Source organism: Variovorax stachyos (genome assembly GCF_051400855.1).
Taxonomy (GTDB): domain Bacteria; phylum Pseudomonadota; class Gammaproteobacteria; order Burkholderiales; family Burkholderiaceae_C; genus Variovorax.
The window spans coordinates 22,981-39,656 of the sequence record NZ_JBLFFN010000015.1; the positions used below are offsets into that span (position 1 = coordinate 22,981).

At 66.8% G+C, this 16,676-nt stretch carries 17 protein-coding genes; 3 read left to right on the top strand and 14 right to left on the bottom strand.

Annotated elements, in window-relative coordinates; all coding sequences use genetic code 11:
- Positions 1 to 107: 107 nt before the first annotated feature.
- From ACMGEZ_RS22545 to ACMGEZ_RS22600, 12 genes are read right to left on the bottom strand one after another with little or no spacing between them, the layout of a single operon-like run.
- Positions 108 to 800, bottom strand: a complete 693-nt coding sequence (locus ACMGEZ_RS22545) for a transposase (RefSeq protein WP_436824506.1) — start codon at positions 798 to 800, stop codon at positions 108 to 110.
- Positions 801 to 807: 7 nt separating this feature from the next.
- Entirely contained in the window at positions 808 to 1,674 is an 867-nt protein-coding gene (locus ACMGEZ_RS22550; RefSeq protein WP_436824507.1) for a class I SAM-dependent methyltransferase, read from the bottom strand.
- Positions 1,671 to 2,246, bottom strand: a complete 576-nt coding sequence (locus ACMGEZ_RS22555; protein WP_436824508.1) for a DUF1415 domain-containing protein — start codon at positions 2,244 to 2,246, stop codon at positions 1,671 to 1,673. The genes ACMGEZ_RS22550 and ACMGEZ_RS22555 overlap by 4 nt, the downstream gene beginning before the upstream one ends.
- Complete coding sequence (locus tag ACMGEZ_RS22560; protein WP_436824509.1) at positions 2,243 to 3,508, bottom strand: MFS transporter; 1,266 nt, start codon at positions 3,506 to 3,508, stop codon at positions 2,243 to 2,245. Before ACMGEZ_RS22560 ends, ACMGEZ_RS22555 begins: the two co-directional genes overlap by 4 nt.
- Before the next feature lie 34 nt (positions 3,509 to 3,542).
- Positions 3,543 to 4,673: a deoxyguanosinetriphosphate triphosphohydrolase gene (locus ACMGEZ_RS22565; RefSeq protein WP_436824510.1), complete on the bottom strand. Its 1,131-nt coding sequence runs from the start codon at positions 4,671 to 4,673 to the stop codon at positions 3,543 to 3,545.
- A gap of 19 nt (positions 4,674 to 4,692) precedes the next feature.
- Positions 4,693 to 5,793, bottom strand: coding sequence for a 3-dehydroquinate synthase (gene aroB, locus ACMGEZ_RS22570; protein ID WP_436824511.1), 1,101 nt, complete (start codon positions 5,791 to 5,793; stop codon positions 4,693 to 4,695).
- A 36-nt stretch (positions 5,794 to 5,829) separates the two neighbouring features.
- Positions 5,830 to 6,375 carry a shikimate kinase gene (locus ACMGEZ_RS22575; protein ID WP_436824512.1) on the bottom strand — a complete coding sequence of 182 codons (546 nt, stop codon included), beginning with the start codon at positions 6,373 to 6,375 and terminating at the stop codon, positions 5,830 to 5,832.
- A gap of 25 nt (positions 6,376 to 6,400) precedes the next feature.
- A complete protein-coding gene (locus ACMGEZ_RS22580) occupies positions 6,401 to 8,545 on the bottom strand; it encodes a type IV pilus secretin PilQ (protein WP_436824513.1) in 2,145 nt (714 codons plus the stop codon).
- A complete protein-coding gene (locus ACMGEZ_RS22585; RefSeq protein ID WP_436824514.1) occupies positions 8,542 to 9,024 on the bottom strand; it encodes a pilus assembly protein PilP in 483 nt (160 codons plus the stop codon). The genes ACMGEZ_RS22580 and ACMGEZ_RS22585 overlap by 4 nt, the downstream gene beginning before the upstream one ends.
- Positions 9,025 to 9,080: 56 nt before the next feature.
- A complete protein-coding gene (locus tag ACMGEZ_RS22590) occupies positions 9,081 to 9,755 on the bottom strand; it encodes a type IV pilus inner membrane component PilO (RefSeq protein WP_436824515.1) in 675 nt (224 codons plus the stop codon).
- Positions 9,756 to 9,763: 8 nt separating this feature from the next.
- Complete coding sequence (locus ACMGEZ_RS22595) at positions 9,764 to 10,387, bottom strand: PilN domain-containing protein (protein ID WP_436824516.1); 624 nt, start codon at positions 10,385 to 10,387, stop codon at positions 9,764 to 9,766.
- On the bottom strand, positions 10,384 to 11,463 hold the full coding sequence (locus ACMGEZ_RS22600; RefSeq protein ID WP_068675727.1) for a pilus assembly protein PilM: 1,080 nt from the start codon (positions 11,461 to 11,463) through the stop codon (positions 10,384 to 10,386). The genes ACMGEZ_RS22595 and ACMGEZ_RS22600 overlap by 4 nt, the downstream gene beginning before the upstream one ends.
- 241 nt (positions 11,464 to 11,704) lie before the next feature.
- Between ACMGEZ_RS22600 and ACMGEZ_RS22605 the strand changes: the two genes are divergently transcribed.
- On the top strand, positions 11,705 to 14,116 hold the full coding sequence (locus ACMGEZ_RS22605) for a penicillin-binding protein 1A (protein ID WP_436824517.1): 2,412 nt from the start codon (positions 11,705 to 11,707) through the stop codon (positions 14,114 to 14,116).
- A gap of 18 nt (positions 14,117 to 14,134) precedes the next feature.
- Here the strand turns inward: ACMGEZ_RS22605 and cyaY are convergent, their stop codons facing one another.
- A complete protein-coding gene (gene cyaY / locus ACMGEZ_RS22610; protein WP_436824518.1) occupies positions 14,135 to 14,467 on the bottom strand; it encodes an iron donor protein CyaY in 333 nt (110 codons plus the stop codon).
- Positions 14,468 to 14,479: 12 nt separating this feature from the next.
- Here cyaY and lptM point away from each other — a divergent pair, with 12 nt between their 5' ends.
- Both lptM and lysA read left to right on the top strand, forming a co-directional pair.
- Entirely contained in the window at positions 14,480 to 14,731 is a 252-nt protein-coding gene (gene lptM, locus ACMGEZ_RS22615) for an LPS translocon maturation chaperone LptM (RefSeq protein WP_436824519.1), read from the top strand.
- Entirely contained in the window at positions 14,728 to 16,008 is a 1,281-nt protein-coding gene (gene lysA / locus ACMGEZ_RS22620; RefSeq protein ID WP_436824520.1) for a diaminopimelate decarboxylase, read from the top strand. The genes lptM and lysA overlap by 4 nt, the downstream gene beginning before the upstream one ends.
- A 12-nt stretch (positions 16,009 to 16,020) precedes the next feature.
- Here lysA and msrQ read toward each other — a convergent pair whose 3' ends face one another.
- The gene (msrQ, locus tag ACMGEZ_RS22625; protein ID WP_436824521.1) at positions 16,021 to 16,665 is read right to left on the bottom strand and encodes a protein-methionine-sulfoxide reductase heme-binding subunit MsrQ; all 645 of its coding nucleotides are present in this window, start codon (positions 16,663 to 16,665) and stop codon (positions 16,021 to 16,023) included.
- Positions 16,666 to 16,676 lie beyond the last annotated feature (11 nt).

Below are 16,676 nucleotides of genomic sequence, written 5' to 3' on the forward strand. Positions count from 1 at the left end.
CGCTTTATTAGGGGTCAGAACACGATTAAATTCCGACCCTGAAGCTCGGAATAAAAACGGGGACACATCAAAACCGAAGCGCGCGAGGCCCTCCGTTCCGGGGGAAATCAGGCCCGGGAGGCGGGCGGCCGCCCCGGCCGGGACTTCAGGACGCGCCGCGAGGTATCCCTTTGAAGCGCCTCGAGAAAGTCGCGATCCCCCGCGGCCCACCCATGGAGGGTGGCTTCGGTCAGCACGGCTTGGTCGGCCGCCGCAACGCCGCCGCGCACAAGATCGGCGTAGGCGGCCTCCCGGGCAAATGGCGTGTTGCCCAGCGACCAGTAGAGCGGATGCGGCGTCACCAGCCTGTCGTGCCGCAGCCCGGCGTAGTGCGCATGGCTGGACCACGGGTAGTCGCGGGCCTCGGCCACGAGGCCGGCGCGCACCGGGTTCAGGTCAATGTAGGCCATGCAGGTCAGCAGGTACCGTTCGGTCTGGATCAGCGTGGACTTGTAGCGCCCCTCCCACAGGGTGCCGGTGCGCCCGTGCCGGTCGTTGTAGTAGCGCACGTAGCGCCGGCCGATGGCCTGCATCCATAGCGGCAGCCCGTCGGCGCTCGCGGGCGTGGCCAGCAGGTGGTAGTGGTTGTCCATCAGCACGTAGGCGTGCAGCGCGATGCCGAAGCGCGCCGCGTTCTCGCCGAGCAGGCCCAGCAGCATTTGGCGGTCTGCGCGGTCGACGAAGATGGCCTGGCGGTTGTTGCCGCGCTGGATGACATGGTGCGGCTGCTCGGCCAGCGTAAGACGGGGAAGGCGGGCCATGGCGGAATCACCCGAGGCGGAAGCGCGTCTCCAGCAGCGACTCCAGCCCGAACTCGGCCAGCAGCTGCTCGAGCCGAGCCGCAGCGCTGGCTTTGCGCTGGCCGGTGCGCCGGGCGATGATCAGCTCGTTCTTCAGGCTGTGCTCCCAACCCACCAATTCAGTCACCGTGACCTGGTAGCCGTTGGCCTCCAGGTAGAGGCACCGCAGGACGTTGGTGAGCTGGCTGCCGATTTCGCGCGTGTGCAGGGGATGACGCCAGAGCTCGGCCAGGGGCGTGCGCGAGAGCGACAGCGCCTTGGTCTGACGCAGGCAGGCGGCGACCTCGGCTTGGCAGCAGGGCACGAGCACCATGAAGCGCGCCTGCTTGGCCAGCCCGAAGGCGATGGCGTCGTCGGTGGCGGTGTCGCAGGCATGCAGCGCGGTCACCACGTCGATCTGCGCCGGGAGCTCGGCCGCGTCGGCCGAATCGGCGGCGCTGATGTTGAGGAAGGCCATGCGCTCGAAGCCCAGCCGCTTGGCCAGGGCGCGCGACTTGTCGACCAGGTCGGCACGCGTCTCGATGCCATACACCTGCCCGCCGCCGCGCGGACCGAAGAACAGGTCGTACAGGATGAAGCCGAGATAGGACTTGCCGGCGCCATGGTCGGCCAAACTGGCGTGCGCGCCCTCCTCCGGCAGCTCGATGAGTAACTTCTCGATGAACTGGAACAGGTGGGAGACCTGCTTGAGCTTGCGGCGCGAGTCCTGGTTGAGCCGCCCCTCGCGCGTGAGGATGTGCAGCTCCTTCAGCAGTTCGACCGACTGGCCAGGGCGCAGGATCTCCTGCAGCTCGGATTGCGCCTTCGAGGCTTTGGCAATGGCCTTGCCGTTCATCGCGGGGCTCCGCCGGGGCCGACATCCAGGGCTGCCCAGCCCTGGGCGCCGAGCTGCTCCAGGATCTGCATGTTGCGCCGGAAGATGGCCTGCGCATCGGGAAAGGCCTCGACGGCACGGCTCACGCTGTCCTCGCGCAGCAGGTGCAGCGTCGGGTACGGCGCGCGATTGGTCGCGTTGGTGATGTCTTCGGGCTCCGCGCCGGCGAACTGGAAGCGGGGATGGAAGCTCGCCAGCTGGAGCTGGCCCTCGAACCCGGCGCGCGCCAGGCGACGCTCGGCGCGCGCCGTCAAATCGTTGAAGTCGAGGAAATCGGCCAAGGTGTTCGGTGCGATCAGGAGGGTGGTGTCGCGGTCGGAAGCACTGCAGGCAGCCAGCGCGCGCGCTTCGTCCAGCAGTGCGTCGACCAAGCCGCCATCGTCCTCGTGCAGGTACAGCGCATAGTGGATCTGGCCGCGCGCATGCACCGCCTTGGCGAAGGGGCAGAGGTTGAGCCCGATCACCGCGCGCTCGAGCCAGCGCTGCGTGTCCGCCTGGGCTTGCGCCGCGGTGATGATGGAATTGCCGCTCATCCTGCAGTCCCCCTGCGGGATCTCGCCGGCGCGACGCGCGCCGCCAGCGCCAGGCCGGCAAGCGAGCACGCCAGGGTCACGCCCCAGGTCCATTGCCAGCCGCCGACCCGATGGGCGATCCAGGCGACCACGGGCGGCGCGATGAACTGGCCGAGCGAAGAGGCCTGCTGCATCATCCCCACGGTCGTCGAAATCGTCGACGGGCTGGGCGCGAGCCGGGTGGAAAGCATGAAGAGGGTTGCCGGGATCATCCCGCCGGCCAGCGAGAACAGGCAGACGGCGACATAGCGCAATGCAGGTGGCAGGCTCGCAGTGCTGCCGGACAGGCCGATCTGCGCGAAGGCCGCCACGCCGCCGAGCGCCATGACGACGAAGCCCCAGCGCAGCAGGCGCCCCGGCGCGACGCCGTGCTGCAGGAAGCGGCCGCCGCTGATGTTGCCGACGATGTTCATCGCGGCGGCTAGCGCAGTCAGCGCCGCGTTCCAGGCGGCCGGCACGCCGGCGTCGGCATAGATCGCGGGAAGGAAGCCGATGACGGCCATCCATTGCGCGGAGTAAACGCCGAAGGCCAGGGCCAGCGTCCGAGGGCCGCTGGCGCGGAACGTGTCGAGGAGGGGCGCGGTCCAGCGCGACGCCGAAGAGGCCGCAGGCGCCGTGGCTGACCGCCGGTCCGCCGGCACTGCGAGCAGGACCCACAGCGCCGCGGCAGCCGAAACCGCCGAGAGCACCCACCACCAACCCGGCCAGCCGCCCCAGGCGATCAAGGCCGGGCCGAGCAGGAGCGCCAGCGCCACGCCCAGCGGCATGTAGGCGCCCCAAAAGCCAAGCGCCTTCTTCTCCGCGGTCGACGGCGAGAGGGCGCGAATCAGCCCCGGGCCGGGCATCACGGCCAGCAAGAAGCCGACGCCTTCGAGTGCGCGCAAGGCAAGCAGCCAATGGATGGCGCCGGGGCCGGGGTCGACCGTGCGGCCGACCCAGCCGCCAAGCACGCTCGCAACTGTCACCACGGCCAGGCCCGCCAGCATGCTGCGACGCAGGCCGATGGCATCTGCCACCAGTCCGAACACCATGCCGAGGCACATGCCCGCAACCTGCACCAGCGACAGCAGGAAGCCTGCTTCGACCAGATCGACGCCCAGCGTCGCCTGCAACGCCGGCACGGCTGGCGGCAGCTTGCCCAGGTGCAGGGCCGCAGCCACGCCGGCAAACACCACGGCCAGCGCCGGGCGGGAAACGGGGGCGTGCGACAACGTGCGGCTCATTGGAGCACCTTCGCCTTCGGAACGGCCGGGCGGCTCATTGGTCCCACTGCCTTCCCGTCAGGCGTTCGTACTCGCGGATCGCGAAGCGGTCGGTCATGCCGGCGATGTAGTCGGCCACTGCACGATGGCGGTCGTCGCGCTGCGTGTAGGAAGCCGGCATCTGCCGGGCATCGTCGATGTAGGCCGCGAACAGCTCGCGCACGACCTCCTTCGCCCGGCTCGTGGTCTGGACGACGCGCGGATGCCGGTAGAGGTTGCGGAAGAGGAACTGCTTGAGCTCGGTGGACTGCGTTCGCATGGCGTCGCTGAAGAGCACCAGCGGCGCGGAACGGCGCACGCCATCCGCATCGCCCGGCGCTGCCGCCTCGAGTGCACTGCGCGTCGCGTCGATCACGTCGTAGACCTGCGCGCTCAGCATCCGCCGGATGGCTTCGTAGAGCACGCGCCGGCCCTGCAGCTGCGGATGCTCCGCCAGCGTCTCGCGCAGGTAGCGGCTGAAAAGCGCGACCTCGCCCAGCCGCTCGAGGCCGATGAGCCCGGAACGCACGCCATCGTCGATGTCGTGCGCGTTGTAGGCGATCTCGTCGGCGAGGTTGCACAGCTGCGCCTCGAGGCTGGGCTGCGTGCGATCGAGGAAGCGCCGCCCCACCCCGCCGGGCTCCACGGCCTCCAGGCGCTCGGCATTGGCCCGCGAGCAATGCTTGAGGATGCCTTCCCGCGTCTCGAAGCTCAGATTGAGTCCGTCGTACTGCGGATAGCGATGCTCGAGCGCATCCACCACCCGCAGGCTCTGCAGGTTGTGCTCGAAGCCGCCGTGCGCCTCCATGCAGGCATCTAGCGCATCCTGCCCGGCATGACCGAAGGGGGTATGGCCCAGGTCGTGCGCGAGGGCGATGGCCTCGACCAGATCCTCGTTGAGCCGCAGCGAGCGCGCGATCGAGCGGCCCAGCTGCGCAACCTCGAGCGAGTGGGTGAGCCGGGTGCGGAAAAGATCGCCCTCGTGGTTGAGGAAGACCTGGGTCTTGTAGACCAGCCGCCGGAAGGCAGTGGAATGCACGATGCGGTCGCGGTCGCGCTGGAAGGCGTCGCGCGTGGGAGCCGCGGCCTCGGCATGGCGCCGGCCGCGGGACTGCGCCGGATGGCTGGCGTGGGGTGCCAGGCTCATCGTCGCCCCGATGTTCGATTCAGGCAGCACAGCACTGCGCCAGCACCTCGCGCACGAGGGCGTCGGGGGCGCTGCGCACGACGGCCGAGCCGGGCTTGTCGATCACCACGAAGCGGATCTCGCCCGCTTCAGACTTCTTGTCGATGCGCATCAGCTCGAGGTAGCGCTCGGCCCCGAGCGCGGGAGCGACCACGGGCAGCCCCGCCCGGTCGATCAGCGCCGACAGCCGCCGGACAAAGGCCGCATCGACGCCGCCGAGCCGCTGCGACAGTTCGGCGGCCAGGACCATGCCGCAGCCGACCGCTTCGCCGTGCAGCCAGCGGCCGTAGCCCAGGCCTGCCTCGATCGCATGACCGAAGGTGTGGCCGAAGTTCAGGATCGCGCGCACGCCGGTCTCGCGCTCGTCCTGCCCCACGACCGCGGCCTTGATCTCGCAGCTGCGCCGGACCGCGTGGGCGAGCGCGGCCGGCTCCCGCGCCACCAGCGCTTCGATGTTCGCTTCGATCCAGTCGAAAAAGCGCATGTCGTAGATCGGGCCGTACTTGATGATCTCGGCCAGCCCCGCGCTGAGCTCGCGCCGCGGCAGCGTGGCGAGCGTGGAGAGATCGCACAGGACGAGGCGCGGCTGGTAGAAGGCGCCGATCATGTTCTTGCCGAGCGGATGGTTGATCGCCGTCTTGCCGCCCACCGACGAGTCGACCTGTGCGAGCAAGGTGGTCGGCACCTGCACGAAGGGCACGCCTCGCATGTAGCTGGCAGCGGCGAACCCGGTCATGTCTCCCACGACCCCGCCGCCGAGCGCGAAAAGCACCGTCTTGCGATCGCAGCCATGGCGCAGCAGTGCATCGAAGATCAGGTTGAGCGTGGGCCAGTCCTTGTGCGTCTCGCCGTCGGGCAGCTCCAGCATGTGCACGGCCCGGAAGCGGCCGGCCAACGCCCTGCGCAGCGACTCGCCGTAGAGCGGTGCCACGGTGGTGTTCGTGACGATCAGCGCCGCGGCCGCTGCAGGCACGGCGTCGAAGCTCCCGGGCTCGCGGAGCAGCTCGCTGCCGATCAGGATCGGATAACTGCGCTCGCCGAGCTGGATCTCGACGCATTCGGGGGAGGCGGACACTCGCATGGCTCCGAGTTTAGGCGCATGGCGCGCTGCCCCGGCTCAGCCGGGCGGATCGCTTCCGGAGCCCGGGGATATGACGCCGGCGAGCTCCAGCTGCATCACGATGATGTTCACCAGCATCGCAACCGAGGGCCGGCCGGTCTCGACCACATCATGGGCGGCCTCGCGGTAGAGCGGGTCGCGCGCACTGTAGAGCTCGTGCAGCCGACCCAGCGGGTCCGCCACCTGCAGCAGCGGCCGCTTGACGTCGTGCCGCAGGCGCCTGAACAGGTCCTCGGGGGAGGAGCGCAGGTAGATCACATGGAAGTGCGAGCGCAGCTGGATCCGGTTGGCCTCGCGCAGCACGGAGCCGCCGCCGGTGGACACGATGCCCCGGGCCGAGGCCGCGAGCTCGGCGATCACGCTCTCTTCGAGGTCGCGAAAACTCTGCTCGCCTTCGCGTTCGAAGTAGTCCCGGATGGAACAGCCGATGCGGCGTTCGATGACCTCATCGCTGTCGATGAAGGGCAGCTGGAGGCGCTGCCCGAGACGCCGGCCTACCGCGGATTTTCCGGCGCCGGGCAAGCCGACGAGTGCGACCGCCACGCGGTGCTGCGAACGCCCACGCGCCTCAGCGCGCGGCGTTCCGGTCGGTAATCATCTTCGGGGTGATAAAGACGAGCATTTCGGTCTTGTTGGCAACGCGTTCGCGCTTGCGGAACAGCGCCCCGACATAGGGCACTTCACCGAGCACCGGCACGCGCGATTCATCGTTGGTTTCGGTGAGTTCGAAGATACCACCGATGACCACCGTGCCGCCGTTCTCGACCAGCACCTCGGTCTGCACGTGCTTGGTGTTGATCGCGAAGCCGGCGGTCGTTGCCTGGCCGACCGTGTCCTTGTTGACGTCCAGCGTCAGGATGATGTTGCCCTCGGGCGTGATCTGCGGCGTGACCTCGAGCTTGAGGTTGGCCTTGCGGAAGGCAATCGACGTGGCGCCGCTGGAGGTCGCGACCTGGTAGGGCAGTTCCGTGCCCTGCTCGATCAGGGCCTTGGTCTGGTCGGCCGTGACCACGCGGGGGCTCGACACCACCTTGCCCTTGCCGTCGGCTTCGAGGGCGGAGATTTCCAGGTTCAGCATGCGCGAGAAGCTGGAATTGAACAGCGAGATGGCGAAAGTGCCGGGCGCATTGCCGTTGCCGGCCACGCCGGTAGAGGGCAGATTGACGAAGTTGGAGTTGGTGAAGGTGGTCAACGCGCTGCCCGGCGTGGTTGCGGTAGCCGGAGTGACGACGGGGAATGCGCCGATGTTGCCGAAGACCGGACGCCCGTTGTTGGAGCCCACGGTGCCGCCCGCGAGGCCGCCACCGAGCCGCACGCCCAGCGACTTGCCGAAGGTGTCGGAGGCCTCGACGATGCGTGCCTCGATCAGCACCTGGCGCACCGGAATGTCCAGCTTCTGGATGAGCTCGGCAACCTGCTGCAGGCGCGAAGGAATGTCCGACACGAAGAGCTGGTTGGTGCGCGATTCGGCGATCACGCTGCCGCGCGGGCTCAGGATACGGGTCGTGGTTCCGGAGCCGCCGCCGCTGGAAGCGCCCGTGCCCGTCAGGCCCTGGGCGATGGCGATGGCCTTGGTGTAGTTCAGCTGGAAGGACTGGGTGCGCAGGGGCTCCAGGTTCTGGATCGCGGCCTGGGCCTCGAACTCGAGCTTTTCCTTGGCGTTGATTTCGTCCTTGGGCGCGATCCACAGCACGCTGCCGTTCTTGCGCATGCCCAGGTTCTTCGCCTGCATGATGATGTCCAGGGCTTGGTCCCAGGGCACGTCCTTCAGGCGAAGGGTCAGCGCGCCGGTCACCGAGTCCGAGGTCACGATGTTGAAGTTGGTGAAGTCGGCGATCACCTGGAGCAGCGAGCGGATCTCGATGTTCTGGAAGTTCAGCGACAGCTTCTCGCCGGTGTAGCCCACGCCCTGGGTCAGCTTGGTCGGGTCCACCTTGCGCGGCCGCACCTCGACCACGAACTGGTTCTCGCTCTGGTAGGCGCTGTGCTCCCAGTCGCCCTTGGGCTCGATGGTCATGCGCACCCGGTCGCCGGCCTGCTGGGTGGTGACGGTCTGCACCGGCGTGCCGAAGTCCGACACGTCGAGGCGGCGGCGCAGCCCCTCGGGGAGCGTCGATTTGGTGAATTCCACCACCAGGTTGCGGCCTTGCTGGCGGATGTCGACGCCCACCTGGTTGTTGGCCAGATCGACGACCACGCGGCCCGTGTTGTCCGAACCCAGGCGGAAATCGACGTCGCGCAGCGGCAGCGTGTCGCGGTTGCGGTTCTCGGCGAAAGCCTGGGGCGTCGAAGAGACGAGCGCGGCACCCGGGACGGGCTCCAGTGAAACCAGGAGCGACTTGCCCTGGATCTCGGCCTTGTACGCGGTGGCCTGCTTGAGGTTCAGCACCAGACGAGTACGCTCACCGGCCTGGACCACGTTGACGGAACGCAGATTGCCCTGATTGACGTCGATGGTCGAGCGGCCGATGGCGTTGGTCACGCCCGGGAAGTCGAGAGCGATGCGCGCCGGCGCCTGGATCGCGAAGCCCGTCGGCACGGCGGCCAGCGGTTGCGTCAGATCGACGCGGATGACTTCGGCACCCGACTGCATCGAACTGGTGACCGACTCGATGGCGTTCTGGGCATGCGCCGCCGCCGCCGCGCCGAGCGTGAGCAGGCTGACGCCGACCACGCGCAGCCACTGCGCGAACTTTGATTTCTTGGGTTTCATTTCGACCTCTCTTGCAACTGCAGCGTCGCCACGCGTTCGATCCATTCACCGGCGGCGTCCTGCACGATTTCACGCAAGGCGAGTTCGGTTTCGCTGATACGGGTGATGCGCCCGTAGTTGAGTCCCAGATAGTTTCCGACCCGAACCTGGTAGAGCAGCTTGTCGACGGTGACCAGGGCCACCGGCTGACCATTGCGGTTCATGCTGCCTACCATTGCCATCGAGTCGAGCGGGAAAGCCTCGAGCGCTTCCTTGCGACGCGCCAGCTCCGGCGCGATAAGACCCGAGGTGCTCGGCTGGGCCGAATCGCGGCGCAAGGCCTGCGTGAGCTTCTGCATGTTGAAGGGCTCGAACGCAGTGCCCTCGGTATAGGCCTGGGGCGTGAATTTCTTGGGCTCCGTGATGGGCGGCACCGTGGGGCGCACATTCGCCCGTTGTTCGGCCATCCATTGCTGGAGCTCTTCCTGGTCCGAGCCCATGCAGCCGCTCAGGCCGACGGCCGCAACGCCGAGGCACACCGCAATAGCAAGCCTGCTCATTTCTTCTTCGCTCCCGCCGCGGCGCGCTTCTGCGCGGCCTGCTCTTCATCGTCCAGGTAACGGAAGGTCCTCGCCGTGGCGTCCATCGTCAACATCCCGTCTTTCGCGGGAACGACGGCCAAGTTGTTCAAGGTCACAATGCGCGAGAGATTGGCAATGTCGGCCGCAAAGGCACCCATATCGTGATAGCGGCCCGTCACGCGCACGGCGATCGGCAGCTCGGCGTAGTAGTCCTTCACAACCACCTGGCCCGGGCGGAACAGCTCGAATTGCAGGCTGCGGCCGAGACCGGCCTGGTTGATGTCGGAGAGCAAGGCATCCATCTCGGCCTTGCTCGGGAGCTGCTTCTCGAGCAGCGTCACGTACTGCTGTACCTGCTCGCGCTGCTTTTTCAGCAATTCGAGATTGGCAGCCTGACCCACCTTCTTCTGGTAGTCGGCCCTGAGCGCGACTTCCTTGGCTCGCTCGGCCTCGAGCTCGTCGTTCGAATTGGTGAGCCAGACGAACCATAGGGCCACCAGGACCAGGACAGTGACCAGCACGCACAGCGCGTAGCGCGGCACCGGAGGCCAGACGGAGGGGTCGTTCGGATTCAGCCCGCGGAACTGGTCGCCGAAGCGCTGCAGACTGCCGGCAAAGTCGATGTTGGAGGATGCGCGTTGGGTTGCCATGATGCCCCTCAGCCCTTTCCTGCGGCCGACGCTGCGGCACCGCCGGCCCCGGGGGCGGCCTTCTGCGCATCCGTGGGCCGCTTGAGCCCGATGCGCATCGTGAAGTTCGCCACGCGCCGCTGGTCGCGGGGGCTCAGATTGACATTGCCGGACGTGATTTCCACCAACTCCGGCTTGACCAGCCACGGGCTGTTGTTGCCGAGGTTGCGCAACAGTTCCGAAACCCGCTCGTTGGACTGCGCCTGACCCAGGAGGGTGACGGTCTGGTTGTCCTGTTTCATGCTCGTCAGGTAGACGCCGTCGGGCAGCTGCCGCACGAGCTCGTTGAGCAGGTGCACCGGCATGTTGCGGTCGCCCTGAAGATCCTCGACGGCCTGCTGGCGAGCGCGCAAGGCGGCAATTTCAGCCTGGAGGGTGGAGATTTCCTTGATCTCGGCTTCGAGCTTCTTGATCTCGGCCTGGAGGAAGCTGTTCTTGCCCTGCTGGCTGGAGATCTGGGCCTGGTACCAGAGATAGGCGCCACCCGCGATCAGGAAGCCTGCCACTGCCGAGGTACCCAGAGTGGCATAGAAGGTTTCCCGCCGGCGCTTGCGCGCAGCCTCCCGGTGCGGGAGCAGGTTGATCAGGATCACTGCAGGAACCTCCGCATGGCAAGCCCGCATGAGGTCAGGTACGAAGGCGCTTCGCGCCGCACCTTCTTCTCGCGGATGCCGCTTCCGATCTCCATGCCGTCGAAGGGATTGACCAGCGAGCAGGCAAAGGAGGTCTGCCGCGTCACGGCACTGGTGAGGCCCGGCAACGCCGCCGACCCGCCCGCCAGCAGCACATAGTCGACGCGGTTGTGCGGCGTGCTGGTAAAGAAGAACTGCAGCGCGCGCGCGATCTCCTGGGCAATGCTCGCCACGAAGGGCTTGAGCACGCCCGAGCCGTAGTCGTCGGGCAGGTCGCCGCTTCGTTTCTTGGTCTCCGCCTCTTCCGCGGAAAAGCCGTACTGCCGCACGATCAGCTGCGTCAGCTGGGCGCCGCCGAAGGCCTGGTCGCGGTCGTAGAGCACTTCCTGGTTGCGAAGCACTTGCATGCTGGTCGTGAACGCGCCCACCTCGAACAGGGCCACCACGGCGTCGCGGCCCTGGCCGGGCAATTGCTCGATCAACCGCGCGGTCGCCAGTCGCGACGCATAGGATTCGACATCGAGAATCACCGCCTTGAGACCTGCCGCTTCGGCCAGCCCCTGTCGGTCCTGGACCTTCTCCTTGCGCGAAGCCGCAATCAGGACTTCGACATCCCCGGTCGAATTGGCACTCTGCCCGATGACGCAGAAGTCCAGGCTCACCTCGTCCAGGGAGAAGGGGATGTACTGGTTGGCCTCGGATTCGACCTGGATCTCGAGCTCCTGCTCGCTCATGCCGCCGGGCAGGACGATCTTCTTCGTGATGACGGCCGACGGCGGCAGGGCGAGGGCGGCATTCTTGGTACGGCTGCCGCTCTTGCGGACGGCGCGCCGGACCGCCTCGGCCACTTCGTCGAACTTCTCGACGTTGCCATCGGTGATCCAGCCTCGCTCCAGCGGTTCTATCGCGCAACGTTCCAGAATCAACTTGCCGCTGGCGTCGCGGCCGAGCTCAACCAGCTTGACACTGGATGAGCTGACGTCCAACCCGAGCAAGGGCGCGGGTTGACGGCTGAACAGCGATCCCAAGGCAGCCAAGTTATATCCCGTTGTGTTTGTAACGATTGGAAATATTTGCGTGTGGGTGCATGCTAGCAGGAGGTGTACAGCCATCCAAGCGCCTTCGCCTCAACTGTCGCATCAAGCGTTGTCAAAAGGGAACGTAACAGTCTCGATTCACAACTTACGTCACAAATGCGAGTACTTGGGTTTTATGTGCCTCCAAGGGGCCGTTCGAGGGCCTCGCTTTTATAATTGGCGCTGACTTCAACCTCGCTTCATGCCCGAAAAAATACGCCCCAACGGGCCTGCCAAGACGCCCACTCCTGCTCCGCGGCCTGTCTGGCTCACCTGGTTTCTGCGCTTCGTGGTGTGGGGACTGGGCATCGCAGCGGCTGGCGTGGTGTCCTTGGTCTGCGTGGTCGCCGTGGCCCTGGCCGTGGCCTACCCGAACCTGCCGGACATTTCCGATCTGGCGGATTACCGGCCCAAGCTGCCGCTGCGGGTGTTTTCCTCCGAAGGCATCCTCATCGGCGAGTTCGGCGAGGAACGTCGTAATCTGACGCCCATCGCAACAATCCCCAAGGTGATGAAGGACGCGGTGCTGGCCGCCGAGGACGCCCGCTTCTACGACCACGGCGGGGTCGACTACAAGGGCCTCGTGCGCGCAGGAATCGCCAACATGAATCGGGTGAAGAGCCAGGGCGCCTCCACCATCACCATGCAGGTCGCGCGCAACGTCTACCTGAGCTCCGAGAAGACGCTGACCCGCAAGATCTACGAAGTGCTGCTGACCTTCAAGCTCGAGCACCTGCTCAGCAAGGACCAGATCTTCGAGATCTACCTGAACCAGATCTACCTGGGCAACCGCGCCTACGGCTTCGCGGCCGCCTCGGAAGCCTACTTCGGCAAGCCGCTCAGGGACATCACCATTGCCCAGGCCGCCATGCTCGCCGGCCTGCCGAAGGCGCCGGGCGCGAACAACCCGGTGAACAACCCCACGCGCGCGCGCGGGCGCCAGCTCTACGTGATCGACCGGATGCAGGAAGCCGGCTTCATCACCGCCGAACAAGCGGCCGAGGCCAAAAAGGAAGAGCTGCACCTGCGCGACGGGGCCGACCCCACCCGCCTGCATGCCGAATACGTGGCCGAGACCGTGCGGCAATTGATGTACGCGCAATACGGCGACAGCACCTACACGCGCGGCCTCAAGGTCTACACCACGTTGGTGGCTGCCGACCAGGCCGCAGCCTACAAGGCGCTGCGCAAGGGCATCATGGACTACGAGCGCCGGCAGATCTACCGCGGCCCCGAGAAGTTCGTCGATCTGCCCAACGATCCCAAGGAACTGGACGAAGCCGTGGACGATGCGCTGGCCGAGCATCCCGACAACGGCGACGTCATGTCGGCTGTCGTGCTCAAGGCCAATGCCAAGGAAATCAATGCCGTGCGTGCCAACGGCGATGCGGTGCAGATCACCGGCGAAGGGTTGCGGCCGGCGCAGTCAGGACTGTCGGACAAGGCACCGCCCAACATCAAGATTCGCCGGGGCGCCGTGATCCGCGTCGTCAAGACGCCGAAGAACACCTGGGAGATCACCCAGTTGCCCGAGGTCGAGGGCGCCTTCATTGCGCTCGACCCGCGCGACGGCGCCGTCAAGGCCATGATCGGCGGCTTCGATTTCGACAAGAACAAGTTCAACCACGTGACGCAGGCCTGGCGTCAGCCGGGCTCCAGCTTCAAGCCCTTCATCTACTCGGCGGCTCTGGAGAAAGGGTTCACGCCCGGAACCGTCGTCAACGACGCGCCGCTCTTCTTCGACGCCGGTACCACCGGCGGCCAGCCTTGGGAACCCAAGAACTACGACGGCAATTTCGAGGGCCCGATGTCCCTGCGCCGCGCGCTGGCCAAGTCGAAGAACATGGTTTCGATCCGCGTGCTGCAGTCGATCGGCACGCGCTACGCACAGGATTGGATCGGCAACTTCGGCTTCGAGCGCGAGAAGCACCCGGCCTACCTGCCGATGGCCCTCGGTGCCGGCGTGGTCACGCCGATGCAGATGGCAACGGCGTATGCGGTATTTGCCAACGGCGGCTATCGCGTGAATCCCTATCTCGTGACGCGCATCACCGATCACAAGGACAAGGTGCTGGTGGAAACCCAGCCGCCGCTGCTCAACGAGACCATGCGCGCCATCCCGCAGCGCAACGCCTTCATCATGGACAGCCTGCTGCAGGAAGTCGCACGCACCGGCACGGCCGCCAAGGCACAGGCCATGCTGAAGCGGCCCGACATCTACGGCAAGACCGGCACCACCAACGACTCGCTGGATGCCTGGTTCGCCGGCTTCCAGCCGACGATGGCAGCGGTGGCCTGGATGGGCTACGACACGCCGCGCAAGCTGGGCGACCGCGAGACCGGCGGCGGGCTGAGCCTGCCGATCTGGATCAGCTTCATGGAGACCGCCATCAAGGGCGTGCCGGTGACCGAGCTGACCGCCAAGCCTCCGCCCGGCGTGGTCAACGTGGGCGGCGAGTGGTACTACGACGACTATGCACCGGGTCGCGGCGTCGCGACCCTGGGCGTCGACACGGGCCCGACGCCGCCAGCCGAGGCGATCTCGGGCGCGCCCATCGGTCCGGCGCCGCAGCCGGAAGAGCGCAGCCGAATCCTCGATCTCTTCCGCAACTGATCACCTCAGTCGATCGCCTCAGCCGGCGCTGAACTGCAGCGGCACGCCGGCCTGCGCGCTCGCCTCGCGCGACAGTTGGGCGAAGAACTCCTCGCTCGTCTTCGTGTCGATCCATGCACGGCCGTCGTGCCGATAGTGGTAGCCGCCCGAGCGCGCCGCAAGCCAGATCTCCTGCAAGGGTTTCTGCAGGTTGATGATCAGCTGACTGCCGTTGCGGAAGGTAATGGTGATCATGCCCCCCACGCGCTGGTTGTCGATATCGGCATCGGTCGTGTCGTTGATGCGGTCGCAGCCGCGTTCGACGGCGGCCAGCACGGCCTCGGCGCGGTCCATGTACTCGGGGTCGGTCATTACAATTTCGTCATGCTGAATGTTCGTCAAATTCTAGTGAGCGCGATTGGCCTCGCGATTGTCGGGGTCGCGCTCGCCGGCTGCGGCCAGAAAGGTGCGCTCTACCTGCCCACCGAGCCCGCTGCGGCGAATCGCGCCACCCTGCCAGGGCTGCTCCTACCGGGTTCGGGCAGCGCGGATCGTGCAGCGAGCCCCGGAACGGGTGCTGCGCCCGCTCCCGCAGCTGCCAGCAGCGCACCCGCGCCCCGCGAAGGAACGAAGTGACGAGCGCCGAACGCCTCCCTGGCCATCCCTACATCGCGTACAAGAACGGCACGCTGCACGTCGAGGCAGCGGCGCTGCCCGAACTGGCACGCGAGCACGGCACGCCGCTTTTCATCTACTCGAAGCAATGGATGCTCGACGCACTGGCCGCGTACCAGCGCGGCTTCGAAGGACGGGACGCGCTGGTCTGCTACGCCATCAAGGCCAACTCCGCGCTGGGCGTGCTGCGCATCTTTGCCGAGGCGGGCTGCGGCTTCGACATCGTGTCCGGCGGCGAGCTCGCGCGGGTGCTGGCGGCGGGCGCAGATCCGGCCAAGGTGATCTTCTCGGGCGTCGGCAAGACGAAGCAGGAGATGCGGCAAGCGCTGGCTGCGGGCATCGCCTGCTTCAACGTGGAGAGCGAAGCCGAGATCGACGTGCTCAACGCGGTCGCGCTCGAGGAAGGAAGGCGCGCCGCGATCAGCGTGCGCATCAATCCCAACGTCGATCCGAAGACGCATCCCTACATCTCGACCGGTCTCAAGGGCAACAAGTTCGGCATCGCGCACGATCGCGCGCTCGCCATCTACCGGCACGCCGCCTCGCTGAAGGGCCTGCGGGTGGTCGGCATCGATTGCCATATCGGCTCCCAGATCACCGAGGCCGCGCCCTACCTCGAGGCGCTGGAGCGGGTGCTCGACCTGGTCGAGGCCATCGAGAAGGCCGGCATCGCACTGCACCACCTCGACTTCGGCGGCGGGCTGGGCATCGACTACAACGGCGACACGCCGCCCGCAGCCGATGCGCTGTGGCGTCAGCTGCTCGGGCGCCTCGATGCGCGCGGCTTCGGAAAGCGCAGGCTGATCGTCGAGCCGGGGCGCTCGCTGGTCGGCAATGCCGGCGTCTGCGTGACGGAAGTGCTCTATACCAAGCCCGGCGAGGCCAAGAATTTCTGCATCGTCGATGCGGCGATGAACGATCTGCCGCGGCCTGCGATGTACCAGGCCTACCACCGGATCGTCCCGCTGACGCCACGCCAGGGTGAGACCGTCAGCTACGACGTTGTCGGCCCGGTCTGCGAGAGCGGCGACTGGCTCGGCCGCGACCGCGCGCTCGATGTGCAGGCGGGCGACCTGCTGGCGGTGCTGTCTGCTGGCGCCTATTCGATGGCGATGGCGAGCAACTACAACACCCGCGGCCGCGCGGCCGAGCTGCTGGTCAGCGGCGATCGCGCCACGCTGATCCGCCGCCGTGAAAGCATCGAGGACCAGTTGCGCAGCGAGCAGTTCGAGGGCTGAGCGCCCTCGCCTTCATTTGCTCAACTGCACGCGCCCGGCGGGTGCAGGCTGCGGCACCTTCCTGCTCTTGGCAAAGTTCCAGACGCGCCATCCGAGCAGCACCGCGACGATGGCGGCATAGACGAAGACTTCGGCGAAGTCGTTCTTCCCGGCCCGCATCCAGAAGAAGTGCAGCAGGCCGAGGCCAGCGATCACATAGACCAGCCTGTGCAGCGTCTGCCAGCGCTTCGCGCCCATCGCCTTGATCGCGCGGTTGAAGGAGGTGGCTGCGAGCGGCGTGAGCAGCACGAAGGCGCTGAAGCCCACCAGGATGAAGGGCCGCTTGGCGATGTCCTTGGCGATCTCCGGGATGTCGAAGCCCATGTCGAACAGGCTGTAGCTCAGCAGGTGGACCACCACGTAGAAGTACGCGAACAATCCCAGCATGCGGCGAAAGCGGGCCAGTGCATTGGTCCTGGTCATCACGCGCAGCGGGGTCACAGCCAGGACGATGCAGATGAAGCGCAGCGTCCAGTCGCCGGTCGAGCGGATCAGGTACTCAGCCGGATTGGCGCCCAGCCCATCGGTGAACGCACCGTAGGCCAGCCAGGCGAAAGGCAGCAAGCACAGCACGAACACCAGGGGCTTGGCCGCCGGATGCAGGAGCAGCTTGTTCATGGCCGGCCAGG